Source organism: Rhodanobacter sp. Col0626 (assembly GCF_049994385.1).
Taxonomy (GTDB): domain Bacteria; phylum Pseudomonadota; class Gammaproteobacteria; order Xanthomonadales; family Rhodanobacteraceae; genus Rhodanobacter.
The window spans coordinates 3,343,463-3,361,991 of the sequence record NZ_CP188260.1 but is presented as its reverse complement, the minus strand read 5'-3'; the positions used below and the strand labels follow the sequence as shown (position 1 = coordinate 3,361,991).

19 protein-coding genes are annotated in these 18,529 nt (G+C 64.5%); 14 read left to right on the top strand and 5 right to left on the bottom strand.

Annotation, left to right across the window (positions count from 1 at the left end):
• Window positions 1-12: 12 nt before the first annotated feature.
• Window positions 13-747 carry a 16S rRNA (uracil(1498)-N(3))-methyltransferase gene (locus ACPPVV_RS14865; RefSeq protein ID WP_426700647.1) on the bottom strand — a complete coding sequence of 245 codons (735 nt, stop codon included), beginning with the start codon at window positions 745-747 and terminating at the stop codon, window positions 13-15.
• Between the two features lie 29 nt (window positions 748-776).
• Complete coding sequence (locus ACPPVV_RS14860; RefSeq protein ID WP_426700646.1) at window positions 777-2,156, bottom strand: adenosylmethionine--8-amino-7-oxononanoate transaminase; 1,380 nt, start codon at window positions 2,154-2,156, stop codon at window positions 777-779.
• A 68-nt stretch (window positions 2,157-2,224) separates the two neighbouring features.
• Between ACPPVV_RS14860 and ACPPVV_RS14855 the strand changes: the two genes are divergently transcribed.
• Together ACPPVV_RS14855 and ACPPVV_RS14850 are read left to right on the top strand one after the other, a co-directional pair.
• Window positions 2,225-3,034 carry a type II secretion system protein N gene (locus ACPPVV_RS14855; RefSeq protein ID WP_426700645.1) on the top strand — a complete coding sequence of 270 codons (810 nt, stop codon included), beginning with the start codon at window positions 2,225-2,227 and terminating at the stop codon, window positions 3,032-3,034.
• Window positions 3,031-3,816, top strand: coding sequence for an inositol monophosphatase family protein (locus tag ACPPVV_RS14850; RefSeq protein ID WP_426700644.1), 786 nt, complete (start codon window positions 3,031-3,033; stop codon window positions 3,814-3,816). The genes ACPPVV_RS14855 and ACPPVV_RS14850 overlap by 4 nt, the downstream gene beginning before the upstream one ends.
• 30 nt (window positions 3,817-3,846) lie before the next feature.
• On the opposite strand, the gene ACPPVV_RS14845 is transcribed toward ACPPVV_RS14850, so the two are convergent.
• Window positions 3,847-4,923, bottom strand: a complete 1,077-nt coding sequence (locus ACPPVV_RS14845) for a LacI family DNA-binding transcriptional regulator (protein WP_426700643.1) — start codon at window positions 4,921-4,923, stop codon at window positions 3,847-3,849.
• Between the two features lie 342 nt (window positions 4,924-5,265).
• Between ACPPVV_RS14845 and ACPPVV_RS14840 the strand changes: the two genes are divergently transcribed.
• The 11 genes from ACPPVV_RS14840 to mazG all read left to right on the top strand — a co-directional run bounded on the left by ACPPVV_RS14840 (window position 5,266) and on the right by mazG (window position 15,930).
• Window positions 5,266-6,462, top strand: coding sequence for a Gfo/Idh/MocA family protein (locus ACPPVV_RS14840; RefSeq protein WP_426700642.1), 1,197 nt, complete (start codon window positions 5,266-5,268; stop codon window positions 6,460-6,462).
• Window positions 6,459-7,673, top strand: a complete 1,215-nt coding sequence (locus ACPPVV_RS14835) for a nucleoside permease (protein WP_426700641.1) — start codon at window positions 6,459-6,461, stop codon at window positions 7,671-7,673. Before ACPPVV_RS14840 ends, ACPPVV_RS14835 begins: the two co-directional genes overlap by 4 nt.
• Window positions 7,670-8,545 (top strand): sugar phosphate isomerase/epimerase family protein, encoded by an 876-nt coding sequence (locus ACPPVV_RS14830; RefSeq protein ID WP_426700640.1) that lies wholly within the window; start codon window positions 7,670-7,672, stop codon window positions 8,543-8,545. The genes ACPPVV_RS14835 and ACPPVV_RS14830 overlap by 4 nt, the downstream gene beginning before the upstream one ends.
• A gap of 19 nt (window positions 8,546-8,564) precedes the next feature.
• Window positions 8,565-10,256, top strand: coding sequence for a GMC oxidoreductase (locus ACPPVV_RS14825; protein WP_426700639.1), 1,692 nt, complete (start codon window positions 8,565-8,567; stop codon window positions 10,254-10,256).
• A gap of 11 nt (window positions 10,257-10,267) precedes the next feature.
• Entirely contained in the window at window positions 10,268-10,840 is a 573-nt protein-coding gene (locus ACPPVV_RS14820; protein ID WP_426700638.1) for a gluconate 2-dehydrogenase subunit 3 family protein, read from the top strand.
• Window positions 10,841-10,889: 49 nt separating this feature from the next.
• Window positions 10,890-11,945: a sugar phosphate isomerase/epimerase family protein gene (locus ACPPVV_RS14815; RefSeq protein WP_426700637.1), complete on the top strand. Its 1,056-nt coding sequence runs from the start codon at window positions 10,890-10,892 to the stop codon at window positions 11,943-11,945.
• A 2-nt stretch (window positions 11,946-11,947) separates the two neighbouring features.
• Window positions 11,948-12,853: a hydroxypyruvate isomerase family protein gene (locus ACPPVV_RS14810; protein WP_426700636.1), complete on the top strand. Its 906-nt coding sequence runs from the start codon at window positions 11,948-11,950 to the stop codon at window positions 12,851-12,853.
• A gap of 19 nt (window positions 12,854-12,872) precedes the next feature.
• Window positions 12,873-13,643, top strand: coding sequence for a 3-keto-disaccharide hydrolase (locus tag ACPPVV_RS14805; protein WP_426700635.1), 771 nt, complete (start codon window positions 12,873-12,875; stop codon window positions 13,641-13,643).
• Between the two features lie 117 nt (window positions 13,644-13,760).
• Window positions 13,761-14,318: an ADP compounds hydrolase NudE gene (gene nudE / locus ACPPVV_RS14800; RefSeq protein ID WP_426700634.1), complete on the top strand. Its 558-nt coding sequence runs from the start codon at window positions 13,761-13,763 to the stop codon at window positions 14,316-14,318.
• Window positions 14,315-15,121, top strand: coding sequence for a 3'(2'),5'-bisphosphate nucleotidase CysQ (gene cysQ, locus ACPPVV_RS14795; RefSeq protein WP_426700633.1), 807 nt, complete (start codon window positions 14,315-14,317; stop codon window positions 15,119-15,121). The genes nudE and cysQ overlap by 4 nt, the downstream gene beginning before the upstream one ends.
• Window positions 15,118-15,930, top strand: a complete 813-nt coding sequence (gene mazG, locus ACPPVV_RS14790) for a nucleoside triphosphate pyrophosphohydrolase (RefSeq protein ID WP_426700632.1) — start codon at window positions 15,118-15,120, stop codon at window positions 15,928-15,930. Before cysQ ends, mazG begins: the two co-directional genes overlap by 4 nt.
• 42 nt (window positions 15,931-15,972) lie before the next feature.
• Here mazG and ACPPVV_RS14785 read toward each other — a convergent pair whose 3' ends face one another.
• Complete coding sequence (locus ACPPVV_RS14785; RefSeq protein ID WP_426700631.1) at window positions 15,973-16,464, bottom strand: hypothetical protein; 492 nt, start codon at window positions 16,462-16,464, stop codon at window positions 15,973-15,975.
• A gap of 158 nt (window positions 16,465-16,622) precedes the next feature.
• Here ACPPVV_RS14785 and ACPPVV_RS14780 point away from each other — a divergent pair, with 158 nt between their 5' ends.
• Window positions 16,623-17,399 carry a DUF4097 family beta strand repeat-containing protein gene (locus ACPPVV_RS14780; protein ID WP_426700630.1) on the top strand — a complete coding sequence of 259 codons (777 nt, stop codon included), beginning with the start codon at window positions 16,623-16,625 and terminating at the stop codon, window positions 17,397-17,399.
• 14 nt (window positions 17,400-17,413) lie between these two features.
• On the opposite strand, the gene ACPPVV_RS14775 is transcribed toward ACPPVV_RS14780, so the two are convergent.
• Complete coding sequence (locus ACPPVV_RS14775) at window positions 17,414-18,526, bottom strand: SLC13 family permease (protein ID WP_426700629.1); 1,113 nt, start codon at window positions 18,524-18,526, stop codon at window positions 17,414-17,416.
• Window positions 18,527-18,529: the final 3 nt, after the last annotated feature.

Genomic DNA, 18,529 nt, shown 5'->3' with positions numbered 1-18,529 from the left:
CGCCGGCGACGGCTAACCGTCGCCGTGCAGGGCTTGCAGCGCGGCCAGTGCGGCCAGGCCAGCGGTCTCCGTACGCAGGATGCGTGGCCCCAGCCGCAATCCGTCGAAACCGGCCGCGGTGAGCGCGGCGATATCGCGTTCGCCGAGCCCGCCTTCCGGACCCACCACCAGCAAGCCTCCACTAGCGTCGAAACGCAGTTCGCGGGATGTACGCGAGGCTTCCGGCAGCAACGCCAGTCGCAATGCGCCATCCGTGTCCAGATTGCCCAGCCAGGTGGCCAGCGGCAACGCGGGGATGATCTCCGGCACGCGCGCGCGGCCGCTCTGCTCGCAAGCGCTGGCGGCGACGGCCCGCCAGTGCGCCAGCCGTTTTTCAGCGCGCGTGGAATCGAGCTTCACCTCCGAGCGTTCGGTCAGCAGCGGCACGATGCGGACGACGCCCAGTTCGGTTGCCTTCTGCACGATCAGGTCCATCTTTTCGCCACGGGCCACGCCCTGCGCCAGGGTGAGCGGCAGCGGCGACTCGTTGTGCAGGATCTGCCTGGATTCGATCCGCACGGTGACCTCGCGCTTGCCCACCGTGAGGATGCTGGCCGGATAGTCGTTGCCGTCGCCGTTGAACAGGGTAAGCGGATCGCCAGCGGTCAGCCGCAGCACGCGCGCAACATGCTCGCTGGCCTGGGCCGGCAGCGACAGTTCGCTGCCCGGGTCGAGCGGCAGATCGGCGTGAATACGAATGGTGCGCATGGATCGGGTTTCCGCGGAATCGTGTGGGTTCAGCCGGTCACGGCACGTTCGATGCCGGCGATGGCCGTGTCGACCAGCAGGTCGATTTCCGCCTCGGTGACCACGTAAGGCGGCATGAAGTAGACCACGTTGCCCAGCGGACGCAGCAGCACGCCGTGTTGCAGGCCATGCAGGTAGACCCGCAGGCCGCGTCGTTCGTCGGCGGGATAGGGGCGGCGGCTGGCTTTGTCGGCCACCAGCTCGATGGCGGCGATCATGCCGGTCTGGCGCACGTCGGCGACCTGTGGGTGCGCGCGCAGCGGCTCCAGTCGCCGTGCCAGGTGCGTGGCGAGCTGGCGGTTGCGTTCGAGCACCGGCTCGTCGCGAAATATCGCCAGCGTCTCCAGCGCGACCCGGCAGGCCAGCGGATTGCCGGTGTAGCTGTGTGAATGCAGGAACGCCTTGCCGGCGTTGTATTCCGCATAGAACGCCTGGTAAATGCCGTCGCTGGTCAACACCGCCGACAAGGGCAGGAAACCGCCGGTAAGGCCTTTCGACAGGCACATGAAATCGGGCGTCACGCCCGCCTGCTCGCAGGCGAACAAGCTGCCGGTGCGGCCAAATCCCACCGCGATCTCGTCAGCGATGAAGTGCACCGCGAACTCGTCGCACAGCGCGCGCAGGCCGGTGAGATACGACGGGTGGTACATGCGCATGCCGCCAGCGCATTGCACCAGTGGTTCGACGATCACGGCGGAGGTCTCGTGCGCGTGGCGTTCGAGGAGCTGGCGCAGTTCGCCGAGCCGGCGTGTGGCGATCTGTTCGGGCGACTCCCCAGACTCGCCCTCATAGATGTCCGGCGACGGCGCCAGGAATGGCGTCAGCAACAGCGGCGCATACGTCTTGCGGTACAGCGCCACGTCGCTGACCGAAAGCGCGCCCAGGGTTTCGCCGTGGTAGCTGCCGGTCAGCGCGATGAAACGTGTCTTCTCGCCGTGGCCCTGGTTGAGCCAATAGTGGAAGCTCATCTTCAGCGCCACTTCGATCGCGGCCGAACCGTTGTCGGCGTAGAACACGCGATCGAGTCCTGGCGGGGTGATTCGCACCAGCGCCTCGGCCAGTTCGATCGCCGGCTCGTGCGTGAAGCCGGCGAAAATCACATGCTCCAGCGTGCGTGCCTGTTCGGCCAGTGCACCGGCGATGCGCGGATTGGCGTGGCCGAACAGGTTGGTCCACCAAGAGCTGATGCCATCGAGGTAGCGCCGGCCGTCGGCGTCGACCAGCCACGCTCCTTCGCCACGGACGATCGGCACCATCGGCACGGCGCCGTCATTGGCGATGCCGTGATCGCGCATCTGTGTGCATGGATGCCACACGTGTCGAAGGTCGCGCACGGCGAGTGCGGCGTTGCTGCTGGCGGGAATGGTCATCACGCTATCATCGACGCTGCGCGCGAACCGCTCAAGCCCATGCAGTGCGCGGAAGAAGGAATCGTCGATTGAAATACCTGAGAAGCGCCCTGCTCGGAATCGGCCTGTTGTTGCTGGCTGCGTTGTTGCTGGCGTGGTTTGTGCCCGCAAGCTGGGTGCTGCCGCGATTCGAAACGCGGCTCCACGGCATCCGCCTCGAACAGGTCAGCGGCACGCTGTGGAATGGCAGCGTCAGCCAGGTGGTGGGCGTGGATGGACGCGTGGCCGGCCGGCTGCAATGGCAGCTATCGAGGTCGGCGCTGATCGGCAGGGTCCGCGCGCAATGGCAGTTCAACGGACCGCAACTGGACGTGTCCGGAAACATGCGGCGGCTGTCGGCGGAGCAGACCGAGCTGAGCGCGACCGACCTGCGCATCGACCTGCAATCGCTGGCCCGGCCTGCGACAGCGACGCCGCTCGGCCAGCCCCGCGGCGAATTGCAGCTGCATGTCGATCGTGCGCTGTTGCAGGGCGGCTGGCCGCTGCAGCTGCAGGCCGTGGCACAATGGCACGATGCCGCCATGCAGACGCCGCAAGGCCTGGTGGCGCTGGGTGACCTGAGCGCCAACGCGCAGGCGCAGGGCGGGGTGATCCAGGCCACGCTGCAGGACGACGGTCATGGCCCGTTGCAGGTACAAGGCCAGTTGCAGTTGATTCCGCTGGGCTGGCGCATGGACGCCACGTTGCGGGCGCGCCAGGCCAATTCGTCGCTGCGCCAATGGCTCAGTCAGCTCGGTCCGATCGATAACCAAGGTCGTGTCCACCTCCAGCGCAGTGGCGGACTCGCCGGCGGTTCGCCGCCGAACACTGCCGACCCTCATCGCACGGGAAAACCATGAATCCGGATCTCGCCACACTTGCCCTTGCGGCCGCCCACGAAGCCGCCGCCGCCGCCGCCGAAGTGATCGGGCACTACTGGCGCCGCGGCGTGGAAGTCGAGTTGAAATCCGACGCCACGCCGGTGACCGTCGCCGATCGCGAGGCCGAGCAGGCGATCCGGAAAATTCTGCGCGCGGCGTTGCCGCAGGCGGCGATCCACGGCGAGGAGTTCGGCCTGGACGGCGAGCGCGGCGGGTTGATGTGGCTGGTCGATCCGCTCGATGGAACCAAGAGCTTCGTGCGGCGCACGCCGTTCTTCTCCACCCAGATCGCGCTGATGGATGGCGACGAACTGGTGTTGGGCGTATCCAGCGCACCGGTCTACGGCGAAACGATGTGGGCCAGCAAGGGCGACGGCGCCTGGCTCGACGGCACGCGCGTCCACGTCGCGGATACCGCGGTTATCGGCGATGCATCGCTGTCCACCGGCAACATCAAGACATTGACCTCGGACGCGCGCTGGGATGCGCTCGGTGGGTTGATCCGCGACAGCAACCGCATTCGCGGCTACGGCGATTTCTGCCACTACCACCTGCTCGCACGCGGCTCGCTGGACCTCGTGATCGAGTCGGACGTGAACATCCTCGACATCGCCGCACTGGCGGTGATCGTGCGCGAAGCGGGCGGCGTATTCACCGACCTCGACGGCGCACCGCTCACGCTTGAGACGCGCAGCGTGCTGGCGGGAACGCCAGCCATTCATGCGCAGGCATTGTCGCGGCTGCGCTTGCAGCATGGATGAAGCTGCGACTTCGACGTCAGCGACTTGCCATCAACGCCCGGCCGCACACGGCGCCGTTGATCCGCGCACCACCAGATCAGCCGACAGCACGCGCTTGCGCGGCGGCACCGCTGGATCGTTGAGCAACTCGATCAGCATGGTCATCGCCTCCCTTCCCAGCGCATTCTTTGGCTGGGCGACGGTAGTCAATGGCGGCGAGGTGTAGCGCGCGAAGCGGATATCGTCGAAGCCGACCACGGAGACGTCCTCCGGCACGCGCCGGCCGTGCGAGATCAAGGCGCGCATTGCGCCGATCGCCATTTCGTCGTTGGAACAGAACACCGCGCTGAACGACTGTCCCTGCGAGAGAAGCCGTTCGATGGCGTGCTCGCCTGCCTCGATGGAAAAGTCACCGACGGCGGTCAGCGCGGGGTTAACGGAAATCTTCGCCCGCTGCAGGGTGAGCCGGTAGCCCTGTTCGCGGTCCACGCAGATCGGGCTCGACGATGGACCGGCGATGAAGGCGATGTCGCGGTGTCCCAACGTCACGAGATAGTCGACTGCGGCGCCGGCGGCGGCGACGTTGTCGATATAGACGCTGGAGATCTTGTTGTCCTTGACGTACTCGCAAGCATTGACCACGGGCAGACGGCCACCGAGGGGAATCGCCGGCACGCGAGGGGACATGGTGATGATGCCATCGGCCTGCCGCGCCGCGACCATGTCGGCGTAGGCCTGCTCGCGCACAAGACTGCTTTGCGTCTCGCCCAACAACACCGAGTAGCCGTTCTCGTGCGCGACCTGTTCGATGCCACGAATCACCTCCGAAAAAAACGGGTTGGCGATGTCGGGTAGCAAGGCGATGATCAGTCGCGTACGCGCGGTGCGCAGGTTGCGTGCCAATGCATTGGGCGTGTAGCCAAGGCGCTTGACCACCTCATGGATACGCTGGCGTGTCGCTTCGCTGACAAGCTCGGGCCGCTGCAAGGCGCGTGACACGGTGGCCACTGAAACCTTGGCAATGGCGGCAATTTCCTTGACCGTCCGGACACGCGCAGGCTGCGGCGCAGCATTCGTGCGCTCGCCCTTGACGCCGGGCCGTTTACTTTTGGATCCGTCCGTACTCACGCGTTCCAGCCCCCTTTATCGCCGCCGTGCCTTGGCACGATACCAGTCGGCAGTGCCCGAGAATGACATGTCGAAGCGATCATTCCGACCCATATTTGTGCGACGCAATGTAATGGATTACATGAAATCGTTGCAGCGGCGTTTATACATCTGCTACATACATTGCCATATTTAAAGCGCTATACGACGATTTGCCCGATGCGCTGAAGCAAACTTCAAACATGTGACGCAGACAACACTAGTGTTTATGCGGATGTAATCGAATACATTTTTGCGGCAGCGGTAGCTCGGAGGGGAAGTGGCAGGCCAGTCCATATCGACCAGCGCCAAGGTGTTAACCCGATGAAGAAACTCGGCATGGGGCTCGTCGGCCCCGGCTTCATCGCCGCGCATCACCTCGATGCCGTGCGCCGCCTGGGTAATGTCGAGATCGTCGGCATCGCTGGCTCCAGCCCCGAATCCGCAAAAAAACGGGCACGCGAACTGAACGCCGGACGCGCCTACGCGAGCTATCAGGAACTGCTGGCCGACCCCGCCGTGCAGGTGGTCCACAACACCACGCCCAACCACTTGCACAGGGAGGTCTCCTTGGCGGCGCTGCGTGCCGGCAAGCATGTGATCTCCGACAAGCCGCTTGCCAGCAGCCCGCAGGAAGCGCGCGAACTGTATGAGGCCGCGCGCGAAGCCCATGTCGCGCACGTCGTCACCTTCAACTATCGCGGCTATCCGCTGGTGCAGCAGGCGCGCGCGATGATCGCCAAGGGCAAGGTCGGCCCGGCAGTGTTCGTCCATGGCTGTTATCTGCAGGATTGGCTGACCGACGAACGCGCTTATTCGTGGCGTCTCGATCCGAAGTTGGGCGGTGCCAGTTCCGCGCTTGGCGACATCGGCTCGCACTGGTGCGATCTGGCCGAACACGTCACCGGTGCAAGGATCACCGCCGTGCTGGCCGACCTGCATACGGCGGTGCCGATCCGCGAAGCGCCGGCCGCTTCACCGCAAGCTTTCGCCGGTGCGGCCAAGTCGGTGGCACGGCGCAAGATCAAGATCACCAGTGAAGACCTGGCCAGCGTGCTGTTGCGTTTCGACAACGGCGCCCGCGGCTGCGTCACCGTGGGCCAGGTACTTCCTGGCCACAAGAACGACCTGCGCCTGGAAGTAAGCGGGCGCCTGGCCTCGCTGGCGTGGCGGCAAGAGCAGCCCAACGAACTCTGGATCGGTCACCACGCGCAGGCAAATACGCTGCTGACGCGAGACCCAGCGCTACTTGATCTCGCCGCGCGCGGTTACGCGCATCTGCCCGCGGGCCATCCGGAAGCCTGGGCGGATGCCTTCGGCAACCTCATCGCCGACGCCTATGCATGGATTCGCCGCGGCGGCACGCCCGAAACCAGGCCTGACGCGTTACCCACCTTCGCCGACGGCTATCGCAACAGCCTGCTGGTCGACGCGATGCTCAAGAGCCATGCCGCGGGCGGTGTATGGCAGCACATCGATGACCCTCTCGAACCACGACGCACAAAGGGGAAACGGGGATGAAGTGGCGCCTTAGGATAATGATGCTGTTCGAGTTCGCGATCTGGGGCGCCTGGTATGTCACGGTCGGCACTTGGCTTGGCCAGACGCTGCATTTCAGCGGCAAGGAAATCGGCGCCATCGCGGGCACCACCGCCATCGGCGCGATGATCTCGCCGCTGTTCGTGGGGCTGATTGCCGACCGTCTGTTCGATACGCGCCGTGTGCTGGCCCTGTTGCACATCGTCGGCGCGGTCCTGCTGGTGGTCGCCGCGCAACAGCGTTCGTTCCCGCTGCTGTATGTCGCCCTGCTGGCCTACAGCCTCTGCTACATGCCGACGTTGGCGCTGACCACCTCGCTCGCCATGCGGCATATCCATGATCCGCAGGAGGAATTCGGCGCGATTCGCGTGTTCGGCTCGATCGGCTGGATCGTGGTGGGCCTGATCGTCGGCGCCTGGGGCGTGGAGGCCACCGCGTCGCCCTTGCACCTGGCGGCAGGCCTTTCGCTCGCGATGGCGGTCTATTGCCTGACCCTGCCGCCGACGCCGCCGCTCGCGCGCGACAAGCGCTTCGAGATCCGTCATGTACTCCCGCTTGAATCGCTGCATCTGCTGCGCGACCGCTCGATGGCGGTATTTGCGCTCGCCTCGTTCCTGATCTGCATTCCGCTGCAGTTCTATTACGCCTTCACCAACCTGTTCCTTAACGATATCGGCGTGGTCAACGCCGCCGGCAAGATGACCGGTGGGCAGATGTCGGAAATTCTCTGCATGCTGCTCATTCCATGGTTCTTCCGGCGCCTGGGCGTGAAGTACATGCTGGCCGTCGGCATGCTGGCCTGGGTGGTTCGCTATGCCATGTTCGCCTTCGGCGGCACCGGCGAGCTGATGTGGATGCTGTGGCTGGGCATCATCCTGCACGGTATCTGCTTCGACTTTTTCTTCGTCGTCGGCCAGATCTATATCGATCGCGAGGCACCGTCCGCGCTGCGCGCGGCGACGCAGGGGCTGATCACCTTCCTCACCTACGGCCTGGGCATGTTCGTCGGCTCATGGTTGTCCGGGGTGGTGGTCGATACCTACACGCGGACCAATGCCCAGGGCGGTGTGGCGTATGACTGGCACGGGATCTGGTTGATCGCCGGTGCCTGCGCCGCCGTCGTGCTGGTCTTGTTCGTACTGCTTTTCAAGGATCGCAAGGCGCCCCTCATTCCCCGGGAGAACCGTTCATGATGACTCGCAGGCAGTTCCTGGCTCGTTCCGCGCTTTCTGGCGCGGCGGCGTGGCTCACCCTTGGCGCACCCGGAAAACTCCTCGCCGCCACCACCAAGGGCAAGGCGCTCGGCATCCAGCTCTACATGGTGCTGGATGCATACCAGAGCGATCCCGTCGGCGCGCTCAAGACGCTCAAGTCGATCGGCTACACGGAAATCGAAGCCATCGTCACCAGCACCGCCAGGACCCTGCGCGACCAGTTGAACGAAGCCGGCCTGCGCTCGCCCAGCCTGCACTTCGACAGCCTCGGTTTCGAGCCCGGTCTCGATGCCGCCCACGTGCTGGGTTCGAAGTACATCGTCAGCAGCATGCTGCCGGCGATCATGCAGAAGGCAAAAGGCGGCGCATCGGAGCCAACCTATACGCTCGACGACGCCAAGCGCACCGCCGAGTACGCCAACCGCCTCGGCGAGAAAGCCAGGCAGGCAGGCCTGCAGTACGCCTACCACAACCACCATCTGGAATTTACCGACGTGGGTGGTGGGCAGACCTTCTACGATGTGCTGCTCAAGGAAACCGACCACAGACTCGTGCAGTTCGAGCTCGATTGCGGCTGGGTCCACGCGGGCGGCAAGAACCCTGCGGACTACTTCAAGGCCAACCCCGGCCGTATCCCGCTGATGCATGCCAAGGATTTCCTGCCCCACGGCGGCAAGGACTTCCCGGGTGCCGAACTCGGCCGCGGCACGCTCGATTACAAACCGATCATGGCGGCAGCTGACGCCGCAGGGCTGAAGCATTGCTTCGTCGAGCAGGAAGGCCCCTACACCCGCATGAGCCAGCTCGACGCCGCGCGCGTCGATTACGCCTACCTGCGCCCGCTGCGCTGAACTGTCTCAAGGGAAACGCATGGAAAAGAATACATATGACGCCATCGTCGTCGGCACCGGCGTCAGCGGTGGCTGGGCCGCCAAGGAACTGACCGAGAAGGGGCTCAAGACCCTGGTGCTCGACCGTGGTCCCATGGTCAAGCACGGCGACTATCCCACCGCGATGAAGGCGCCATGGGAACTGCCGTATGCCGACGAACCGACGCGCGAAGACGTCGCGCGTCATCCGAAAAGTACGCGTCCGTCGTTCTACGGCATCACGCAGTCCACCAAGCACTGGTTCGTCGACGACATCGACAACCCGTATGAAGAGACCAAGCCGTTCGACTGGTTTCGTGGCTATCACGTTGGCGGACGCTCGCTGATGTGGGGTCGGCAAAGCTATCGCTTCAGCGCCATGGACTTCGAGGCGAACGGCAAGGAAGGCGTCGGCGTGGATTGGCCCATCCGTTATGACGACCTCGCTCCGTGGTACGACTACGTCGAGCACTTCATCGGCGTCAGCGGGTCGACCGAAAACCTGGCGCAACTGCCGGACGGCCAATTCCTCAAGCCGATGGAGCTGAACTGTGTCGAGAAGGATTTCCAGGGCAAGCTCGACGACAAGTTCAAGCGCAAGCTGATCATCGGCCGCACCGCCAACCTCTCCGAACCACTCAAGCACAACCTGAGTCCGCAGCGCACGCGGTGCCAGTATCGCAACCTGTGCATGCGCGGCTGTCCCTTCGGCGGCTACTTCAGCAGCAACGCATCGACGCTTCCCGCCGCCGAGAAAACCGGCAACATGACGATCGTCACCAACGCCATCGTCTACGAGCTGATCTACGACAACGCCAAGGGCAAGGCGACCGGTGTGCGTGTACTGGATGCGGAGACCGGCCATCAGACCGAGTACTTCGCGCGCGTGATCTTTTTGAACGCGTCCACCTTCGGCACCGCGCACATCCTGCTGAACTCCCTTTCCAGCCGCTTCCCCAACGGCTTTGGCAACGACAGCGGCGAAGTGGGCCACAACATCATGGACCACCTGTTCGGTAGAGGCGCGAGTGCGCTGGTCGAGGGCCATGAAGATCGTTACTACTCCGGACGCCGGCCCAATGGCTTCTACATTCCTCGCTACCGCAACATCGGCTCAGACAAGCGCAACTATCTGCGCGGCTTCGGCTACCAGGGTGGCGCGAGCCGCGGCGACTGGAGCCGGCTGGTGGACGGGCCTGAGATCGGCGACGAGCTCAAGCGCGCCGCGGAAACACCCGGTCCCTGGACAGTGTCGCTGGGAGGCTTCGGCGAAATGCTGCCGTCCCACCAGAACCACGTGACCCTGGACCGCCATCGCAAGGACAAATACGGCCTGCCTGTACTCAACTTCGATGCTGCCCACGGGGAAAACGAGATCCTGATGGGCAAGGACATCATCGACGACGCCATGGAAATGTTGACCGCCGCCGGCTATCGCGACGTGCGCTCCTCGATCACCCCGGCTAACGTCGGCGCCGGCATCCACGAAATGGGCACCGCGCGCATGGGCCGTGATCCGAAGACCTCGGTGCTCAACGCGTGGAACCAGATGCATGCCTGCAAGAACGTCTTCATCACCGACGGCTCGGCGATGGCTTCGTCGGCCTGCCAGAACCCGTCCCTGACTTATATGGCGCTGACCGCACGCGCGGCCAGCCATGCCGTGGAAGAACTCAAGCGCGGCAACCTCTGAGGAAACAAGCCATGAACCGTCGTGAATGGTTGAAAAGCATGTCCGCGCTGGCCGTCGGCGCCTTCGTCGCACCGTCGTTGCTGGCCGTCTTCGACGCGCATGCCGCTTCGCGAAAAGCGGGCGCAGCGCCCCGATTCTTCGCTCCGGCGCAGAGCAACCTGATCGCTGCGGTGGCCGACATCGTGATTCCGCGCACGGATACCCCGGGAGCGAGCGACGCGGGTGTGCCGGCGTTTATCGATTCGATGTTCAAGGACGTCTATACCAAGGCCGAGCAGAAGCGCTACTTCACCGCGCTGGCCGCGTTCGACCAGGCCGGAGGCAAGCCGTTCCTCCAGCTCGACCAGGCGCAGCGCAAGGCGCTGGTGACCAGGCTCCACGCCAACGCGTTGGGCCATGCGCCGGATGCCACGCTGCCGCCCGCGGAGGACTTCGTGCTGAGGACCAAGAAGTTGACCATGCTGGGCTTCTTCGTGTCACAACCGGGCTGCACGCAGGTGCTGCAGTACGTCGCCGTCCCCGGTGGATTCAAGGCCGACATACCGCTGTCCCAGGCAGGCAATGGCAGGGCTTGGGCGACCTAGACGGAGTGAGAATCTGACCGATGAAAAGGACGCGCATGAGAACAGTCGCATGAAAACACTCAAGGGTCCGGGTATTTTCCTTGCCCAGTACGCGGGCGATGCGGCGCCATTCAACACGCTGCCCGATATCGCCCGGTGGGCGGCGTCGCTCGGTTTTGTCGGTGTGCAGATCCCCAGCAACGACCGCCGCCTGTTCGATCTGGAACAGGCGGCGGCAAGCAAGACCTATTGCGATGACATCGCCGGCATGCTGGCCGAACACGGGTTGGTGGTCACCGAGTTGTCCACGCATCTGCAAGGGCAACTGGTGGCCTCGCACCCCGCCTACGATCGCCTTTTCGATGGTTTCGCGCCGCTCGCATTGCGTGGCCACACACAACAGCGTCAGCAATGGGCGGTGCAGCAGCTCAAGCTCGCCGCGACAGCGAGCAAGCATTTCGGCCTGACTGCGCACGCCACCTTCTCCGGCGCGCTGGCCTGGCATCTGTTCTATCCGTGGCCGCAACGCCCCGCCGGGTTGATCGAGGAAGCCTTCGCGGAACTCGGCCGGCGTTGGCGGCCAATTCTCGACGCCTTCGACGAAGCCGGCGTCGATGTCTGTTATGAACTGCATCCCGGCGAGGACCTGCACGACGGCGCGACCTTCGAGCGCTTTCTCGACGCGGTCGGGCAGCACCCGCGCGCCAACATCCTCTACGACCCCAGCCACATGGTCCTGCAGCAGATGGACTATCTGCAGTTCATCGACATCTATCACGAGCGGATCCGCGCGTTCCATGTGAAGGATGCCGAGTTCCGTCCCAACGGGCGCGCGGGCGTCTACGGCGGCTACCAGAATTGGATCGATCGCCCCGGACGCTTCCGCTCGCTGGGCGACGGGCAGATCGATTTCGGCGCGATCTTCAGCAAGCTCGCGCAGTACGACTATCCCGGCTGGGCCGTGCTCGAATGGGAGTGCTGCATCAAGGACGCCCAGCAAGGCGCGCAGGAAGGCGCGGTGTTCATCCGCGACCACCTCATCAAGGTCACCGAGCGCGCGTTCGACGATTTCGCCGCGACGGTGAGCGACAGCGCGTTTAATCGCGACATCCTGGGACTCGAATAACCATGACCACCACGTCCAACGGCATCAGTCGCCGCACCGCGCTGGGCCAGCTCGCTGCCGGCGTGGCGGCTCTCGGTGCCATGCCGCTGCTCGCCGCCGCCGATGCCGTCCCCGGCAAAGCCGCTCCCGTGAAGGCGACACCCGGGCGCCTCAGACAATCGCTGAGCCGCTGGACTTCCAAGGCGCCGCTTCCCGAACTGTGCAAGCACCTCAAGGCGATCGGCTTTTCCGGTGTCGATCTGCTGTATGCGGACGAATGGGCGGTGGTGGCCGACCACGGCCTGGCCGTGACGATGGGTTATCCCGCGCGACGGGACGACTTCATCAGCATGGGCTTCAATGACCCGGCCAACCACGCCATCTTGCTGAAGGAACTGGAAGCGACGATCCCGCTCGCCAAGCGCGCCGGCCTGACCAACATGATCACCATGTTCGGCAATCGCAAGCCAGGCATAAGCGACAGCCAGGCGGTCGACAACTGCATCGCGGGCCTGTCGAAGATCGCACCCCTCGCGGCCGAGAACGGCATCACCGTGTGCGTGGAACTACTGAACAGCAAGGTCGACCATCACGGCTATCAGGGCGACAGCACCGCGTTCGGCGTCGCGGTGATGAAGGGCATCAACTCGCCCAACGTCAAGCTGCTCTACGACATCTATCACATGCAGATCATGGAGGGTGACGTGATCCACACCATCCGCGACAACATCCCGTGGATCGGGCATTTCCACACCGGCGGCGTACCGGGTCGCCATGAGATCGACGGCACTCAGGAGCTCAACTATCACGCCATCGCCAAGGCGATCGCGGACCTCGATTTCAAGGGTTACATCGCGCACGAGTTCACGCCATCGCTATCCGACCCGTACGCCTCGTTCGCCGAGGCGTTCAAGATATGCACGGTATGAACTTCTCCAGAGGATGCCCATGAAACGTCAAAGCGCGATGGTTCTTTCTATTCTCGCGGCCAGCATGCAAACGGCCGCATGGGCACAGACCGATCCCAAGGCGACCGAGCAGTGGGAGCCGGTACCCAGGATCGTTGCGGCAGGTAGCCAGGACAACAAGCCGCCGTCCGACGCCGTCGTGTTGTTCAATGGTCGCGATCTTTCCCAATGGGAGTCGTCCAAGGACCACTCTCCTGCAAGCTGGAAAGTGCACGACGGCGTGCTGACGGTGAACAAGGCCGGGGGCAACATCCAGACCAGGCAGCGCTTCAAGAACTACCAGCTGCATCTGGAATGGCAGGTGCCCAAAGACATACAGGGCGAAGGCCAGGCGCGCGGCAACAGCGGCCTGTTCCTTGCCTCGACCGGGCCGGCCGATGAGGGTTACGAGATCCAGATCCTGGATTCGTGGAAGAACAAAACCTATGTCAACGGACAGGCGGCCAGCGTCTACAAACAGACACCTCCGCTGGTCAATGCCATGCGCCCGCCGGGGGAATGGCAAACCTACGACGTCATCTGGACCGCACCGGTGTTTGCCGCCGATGGCACGCTGAAGTCAACGGGCTACGTGACACTGTTCCATAACGGCGTGCTGATGCAGAACCACACCCAGCTTGCCGGCGAGACCTTCTACATCGGCAAGCCGAAATACAAGCCATACGTCGAGGCGCCGATCAAACTCCAGGCGCACGGCGATCCCTCGCAGTCGGTCAGTTTTCGCAATATCTGGGTGCGGCCACTGGAATGAACGCCCGCCTGCGTACGCAGGGCGGGCACGCCTAGGTAGCAAGGCAAAGCGGCTGAGGCAGATGACTCCAGCCGACGCGCAGCTGGCCACGCTGCGGCGCTGAGCTACAATCGGTGGATGCCCAAGCCACCGATCATCCACGCGACGCGTGACGTCGAAGACAGCAGCTTCCTGCAGGTCGAGCAGCTTGACCTGGAGTTCGCCAATGGCGAGCGCCGCACCTACGAGCGGCTGAAGGCCAGCGGCCTGGGCGCGGTGATCATCGTGCCTATGCTCGACGACGACACCGTGCTGCTGATCCGCGAATACGGCGCGGGCGTGGGTCGCTACGAACTGTGCCTGCCGAAGGGCCGGCTCGACCAGGACGAGACCGCCGAGCAGGGTGCCGAGCGCGAGCTGAAGGAAGAGGTGGGTTACGGCGCGCGCAAGCTGAAGATCCTGCACAACCTGTCGCTGTCGCCGTCGTACATGACGCACATGGCGCACGTCGTGCTGGCGCAGGATCTTTACCCGGAGCGGCTGCAGGGCGATGAACCGGAAGAGCTCGAAGTGGTGCCGTGGAAGATGTCCGAGCTGCATACCCTGCTCGGTCGCGACGACGTGACCGAAGGGCGCTCGATCGCCGCGCTGTTCATGGCCCGCGAGTACCTCGCCGGCCGCTTCGTTCGCACATGAGCACGACACCTGCGCTGGCCCGGCAAGTCGGTGAAATCGCCCGCGCTGCCGGTGCCGCCATCCTGGCGGTCTATCACAGCGATTTCGCGGTGCAGACCAAGGCGGATGCATCGCCGCTGACGGCTGCCGACCTGGCCGCGCAGCAGGTGATCATGACGGGCCTTGGCGGGCTCGATCCGATCCTGCCGGTGTTGTCGGAAGAAGCCAAGGCGTTGCCATGGTCCGAACGCCAGCACTGGTCGCGCTACTGGCTGGTCGATCCCCTCGACGGCACCCGCGAGTTCGTCAAGCGCAATGGCGAATTCACCGTCAACATCGCCTTGATCGAGAACCACCGCTGTGTGCTTGGCGTGGTGCTGGCGCCGGTGACCGGAGAGCTGTTCATCGCCGAAAGCGGACAGGGTGCGTGGCTGCAGTCACAAGGCGAAGGCGACTGGCAGCGCATCCGCACGCGTCCATTGGGACCCGCGCCGGTGGTAGCCGGAAGCCGGTCGCATGGTGGGCCCGAGGCCACCATGCTGCAGCAGTTGATCGGTACTGAATACCAGCGCGTTCCGCTGGGCTCGTCGTTGAAATTCTGCCTGATCGCACGTGGCGCGGCGGATGTCTATCTGCGCCTTGGCCTCACCAGCGAGTGGGACACCGCCGCGGCGCAGTGCGTGCTGGAGGAGGCTGGCGGCGCGGTGCTGGATCTGGCTGGCCAGCCGTTCCTCTACAACCGTGGCGAGTCGCTGCTGAATCCCGAGTTCATCGCGGTGGGCGATGGCGCGATCGACTGGGCGTCGCGGCTGCGCGCGCCATGACCGATTCGACGCGTTACAGCCTCGACGATCTGCTCGCGATCATGGTGCGCCTGCGTGATCCCGAACGCGGTTGCCCATGGGATGTTCAGCAGGATTTCGCCTCCATCGCGGCATACACCATCGAGGAGGCCTACGAGGTCGCCGATGCGATCGACCGCCGCGACTGGTACGACCTGCGTGACGAATTGGGCGACCTGCTGTTGCAGGTGGTGTTCCACTCGCAGATGGCGGCCGAGCAGGGATTGTTCGATTTCTCCGACGTCGCCCATGCGATCGGCAACAAGATGCGCCGGCGTCATCCGCATGTCTTCGGTGACGTGCGCTATGCCGATCTCGACGCGCAGAAACGCGCGTGGGAAGACATCAAGACGGCCGAACGCGCGGACAGGGGCGAGCCGGTCGACGATAGCCTGCTGGCAGGCATTTCGAGCGGGCTACCAGAGTGGAAACGTGCGCAGAAACTGCAGCAACGTGCGGCCGGCGCCGGTTTCGCCTGGCCCGATCCGCAGCCGGTGCTGGCCAAGCTGGCCGAGGAAGTGGACGAAGTACGCGCGGAATTCGAGAACGGCGCCGACCCGGTACGACTGAAAGACGAGATCGGCGACGTGCTGTTCGTGATGGTGAACCTGGCGCGCCATGCCGGCGTCGATTTCTCGCAGGCGTTGCGGCATGCCAACGCGAAATTCGAGCGGCGTTTCCGCCAGATGGAACAACTGGCGGCGGCCGACGGCGGCACGTTCGGCGAACGCACCCTGGGCGAACAGGAGCAGCTATGGCTGCGCGCCAAGCAGGTCGAGCGCAAGCCGTAAAACCTGCACGACAGTCCGCCATCATGCAGCTCACGAAAGAAACTATTTAACCGGCGCCATCCTGTTGGAGCGGCGCTGCTGCCAGGTGGCGCGCATCTGCTCGCGCTCGGTACGCATCCTCGCCTCGTTGGCCAGGCTTTCGTCCAGTGCCTTGCGCAACGTGCCGATCGCCTGATCCAGATTCGTCGGCTGTGCCTGCAGACGGGCCAGCTGCGTATAGACGTAGTCGCGCACGCGCGGATCCTGCGATTTGGCCAGCACGTCGTTGTATACCGAGGTCATCTCCTTGCTGCGTCCTGCCTGCATGTAGAGCCGCTCCAGGCCGTGCAGGTTGCCGATCACGCCGCCGTCGGGGCGATCAAAAGCATGCATGTGCATGGCCTGGGCGTGATCGCCCGAAAGCAGGCGCATCCCTTTACCGGCCGTGGCATGGGGAGCGGATGGGGCCGGTGGCGGCGTACTCTGGGCCATCAGGACCGGGGCCGATCCGGCGATCAGCACGGCCAGCGAAGCCAGCAGGATATTGCGGTGCATGGTATGTCCTTCCTTCATGGGCAAGCGAAAAAAAACGTCCCAGGCAACCTGGCGTTGACGAGGACTGTCGTTTCCAGGCCATCTCTGCAACCCTTTTGCCTTCGCCTGCATCTGAAACCCATCGACTGAAACCCATCGACAGCCCAGAGGAGAACCCCATGCGCCGCATGCTTACCGCCGCCCTGCTGCTTGCACCGTTTGCCGCCTTCGCCGCCACGCCCTGCAAATACGAGGCGCCGCGCAACCTGCAGCTCGACCTGGCCGGGGTGCGAGCGGTGCAGATCGATGTGAACAGCTACGACCTGCACCTGACCGGCAGCGACAACGCCAAGGGACTTGCCGTCACCGGCCGCGCCTGCGCCTCAGAACAGTCGGCGCTGGACAAGTTGCAGGTCACCCAGCGGCGCGAGGGCGACCAGTTGCTGATCAACCTCGGCGGCGACGACCATTTCAGCTTCAACCTGTTCGGTGGCAGCTCCTACACGAGTCTCGAGGTCACCATGCAGCTGCCGGCCAACCTGCCGGTGACGCTGCGCGTGGGCTCCGGCGACGCCGACGCCACGGGTGTGCAGCAGCTGCAAAGCAGCGTCGGTTCGGGTGATCTGCACGTGCGCCGGGTGTCCGGCAAGTTCAGCACCAGCGTGGGTTCCGGCGATGTCGATGCAACCGACATCGGCAGCCTCGACCTGGGCTCGGTGGGCTCCGGCGACTTCAAGGCCGATGGCATCAAGGGCGACGCCCGGGTCGGCAGCGTCGGCTCGGGTGATGTCACGTTGCGGCAGGTCGGTGGCAGCGTGCACGCCGATACGCTGGGTTCGGGCGATCTCGACGTGAGCGACGTGGGGGGCGATCTCAGCCTCGGCGCCAAGGGCAGTGGCGACGTCAACCATTCCGGGGTGAAGGGCAAGGTCAGCGTGCCGCACGACGACGATTGATCGGGTCCGCGCGCTTACCATCGCCAGACCAGGTAGACCAGCGGCGCGCATACCAGCAGGAACGGGATGGATACCAGGTGCAGCAGCCGCAGACCATGCGGCTGCTTCGCCAGGCGCAACGCGATCAGGTTCGCCAGCGAACCGATCGCCACCCCGAAGCCACCCACGTTCACCGCCACCGCCAGCGCGATGGCGTCGGGAGTGCGATCGAGCAGCAGCACGGTCGCCGGCACATTGCTGATCAGCTGCGAAGCGACGATGCCGCTGAGGTACAGGATCAACGGCTGACCGAAGTCGAGTCGATCCAGCCCCCGCTGCACCAGCGGCAACTCGGCGAAATGGCCCAAGCCGAGAAAGATCGCCGCAAATGTCAGCAGCAACAACCAGTCGATTCGCTGCAGGCTCGTCCGTGCCAGCAAGCCGAACAGCGCCAGCAGCACGACGGCACCCAGCGGTGCATGGCTGTATTCCATCAGCACCACCATGCCGACCAGTGCCGCCATCGACCATGCACCGAGGCGGGCCGATATCACCGCGCCATCGATCCCCTCCGCGGTCAGCGCCACGCGGTCACCTGGTAGCCACAGCACGGTGAATGCCGCCACCAGCACCAACATCACCGCGGCGGCCGGCAACATCGCCGCCGCGAAATGCAGGAACGGCATCGACGAGTATTGCCACAGCAACAGGTTCTGCGGATTGCCGATCGGACTCAGCGTGGATCCGGCGTTTACCGCCAGCGCTTCCAGCACCACCATGCGCAGCACCGGCAGGTTCGACATGCCGCCGATCGCCACCGTCAGCGGCACGATCAGGAACAGACTCACGTCGTTGGTCAGCACCATCGACAACAGCGCGGTCGCGACCACCAGCACGAGCCCGAGGCTGCGCAGCGAATGCACCCGCGTCACCACCGCCGCGGCCGCATGCTGTACCAGCCCGCTGTCGCGGATGCCCTGGATCGCGATCAAAAGCCCCATCAGGCCAGCCAGCGTGGGCAGCTGCAGCCATCGGCGATAGCTGGCCAGTGGCTGCGGATCGAGCGTCGCCAGCACGATCGCCAATGCCGCGAAAAGCCACAGCAGCCATTCTTCCTTGAGGCGCTGTTGCAGGCGGCTTGCGATCATCGG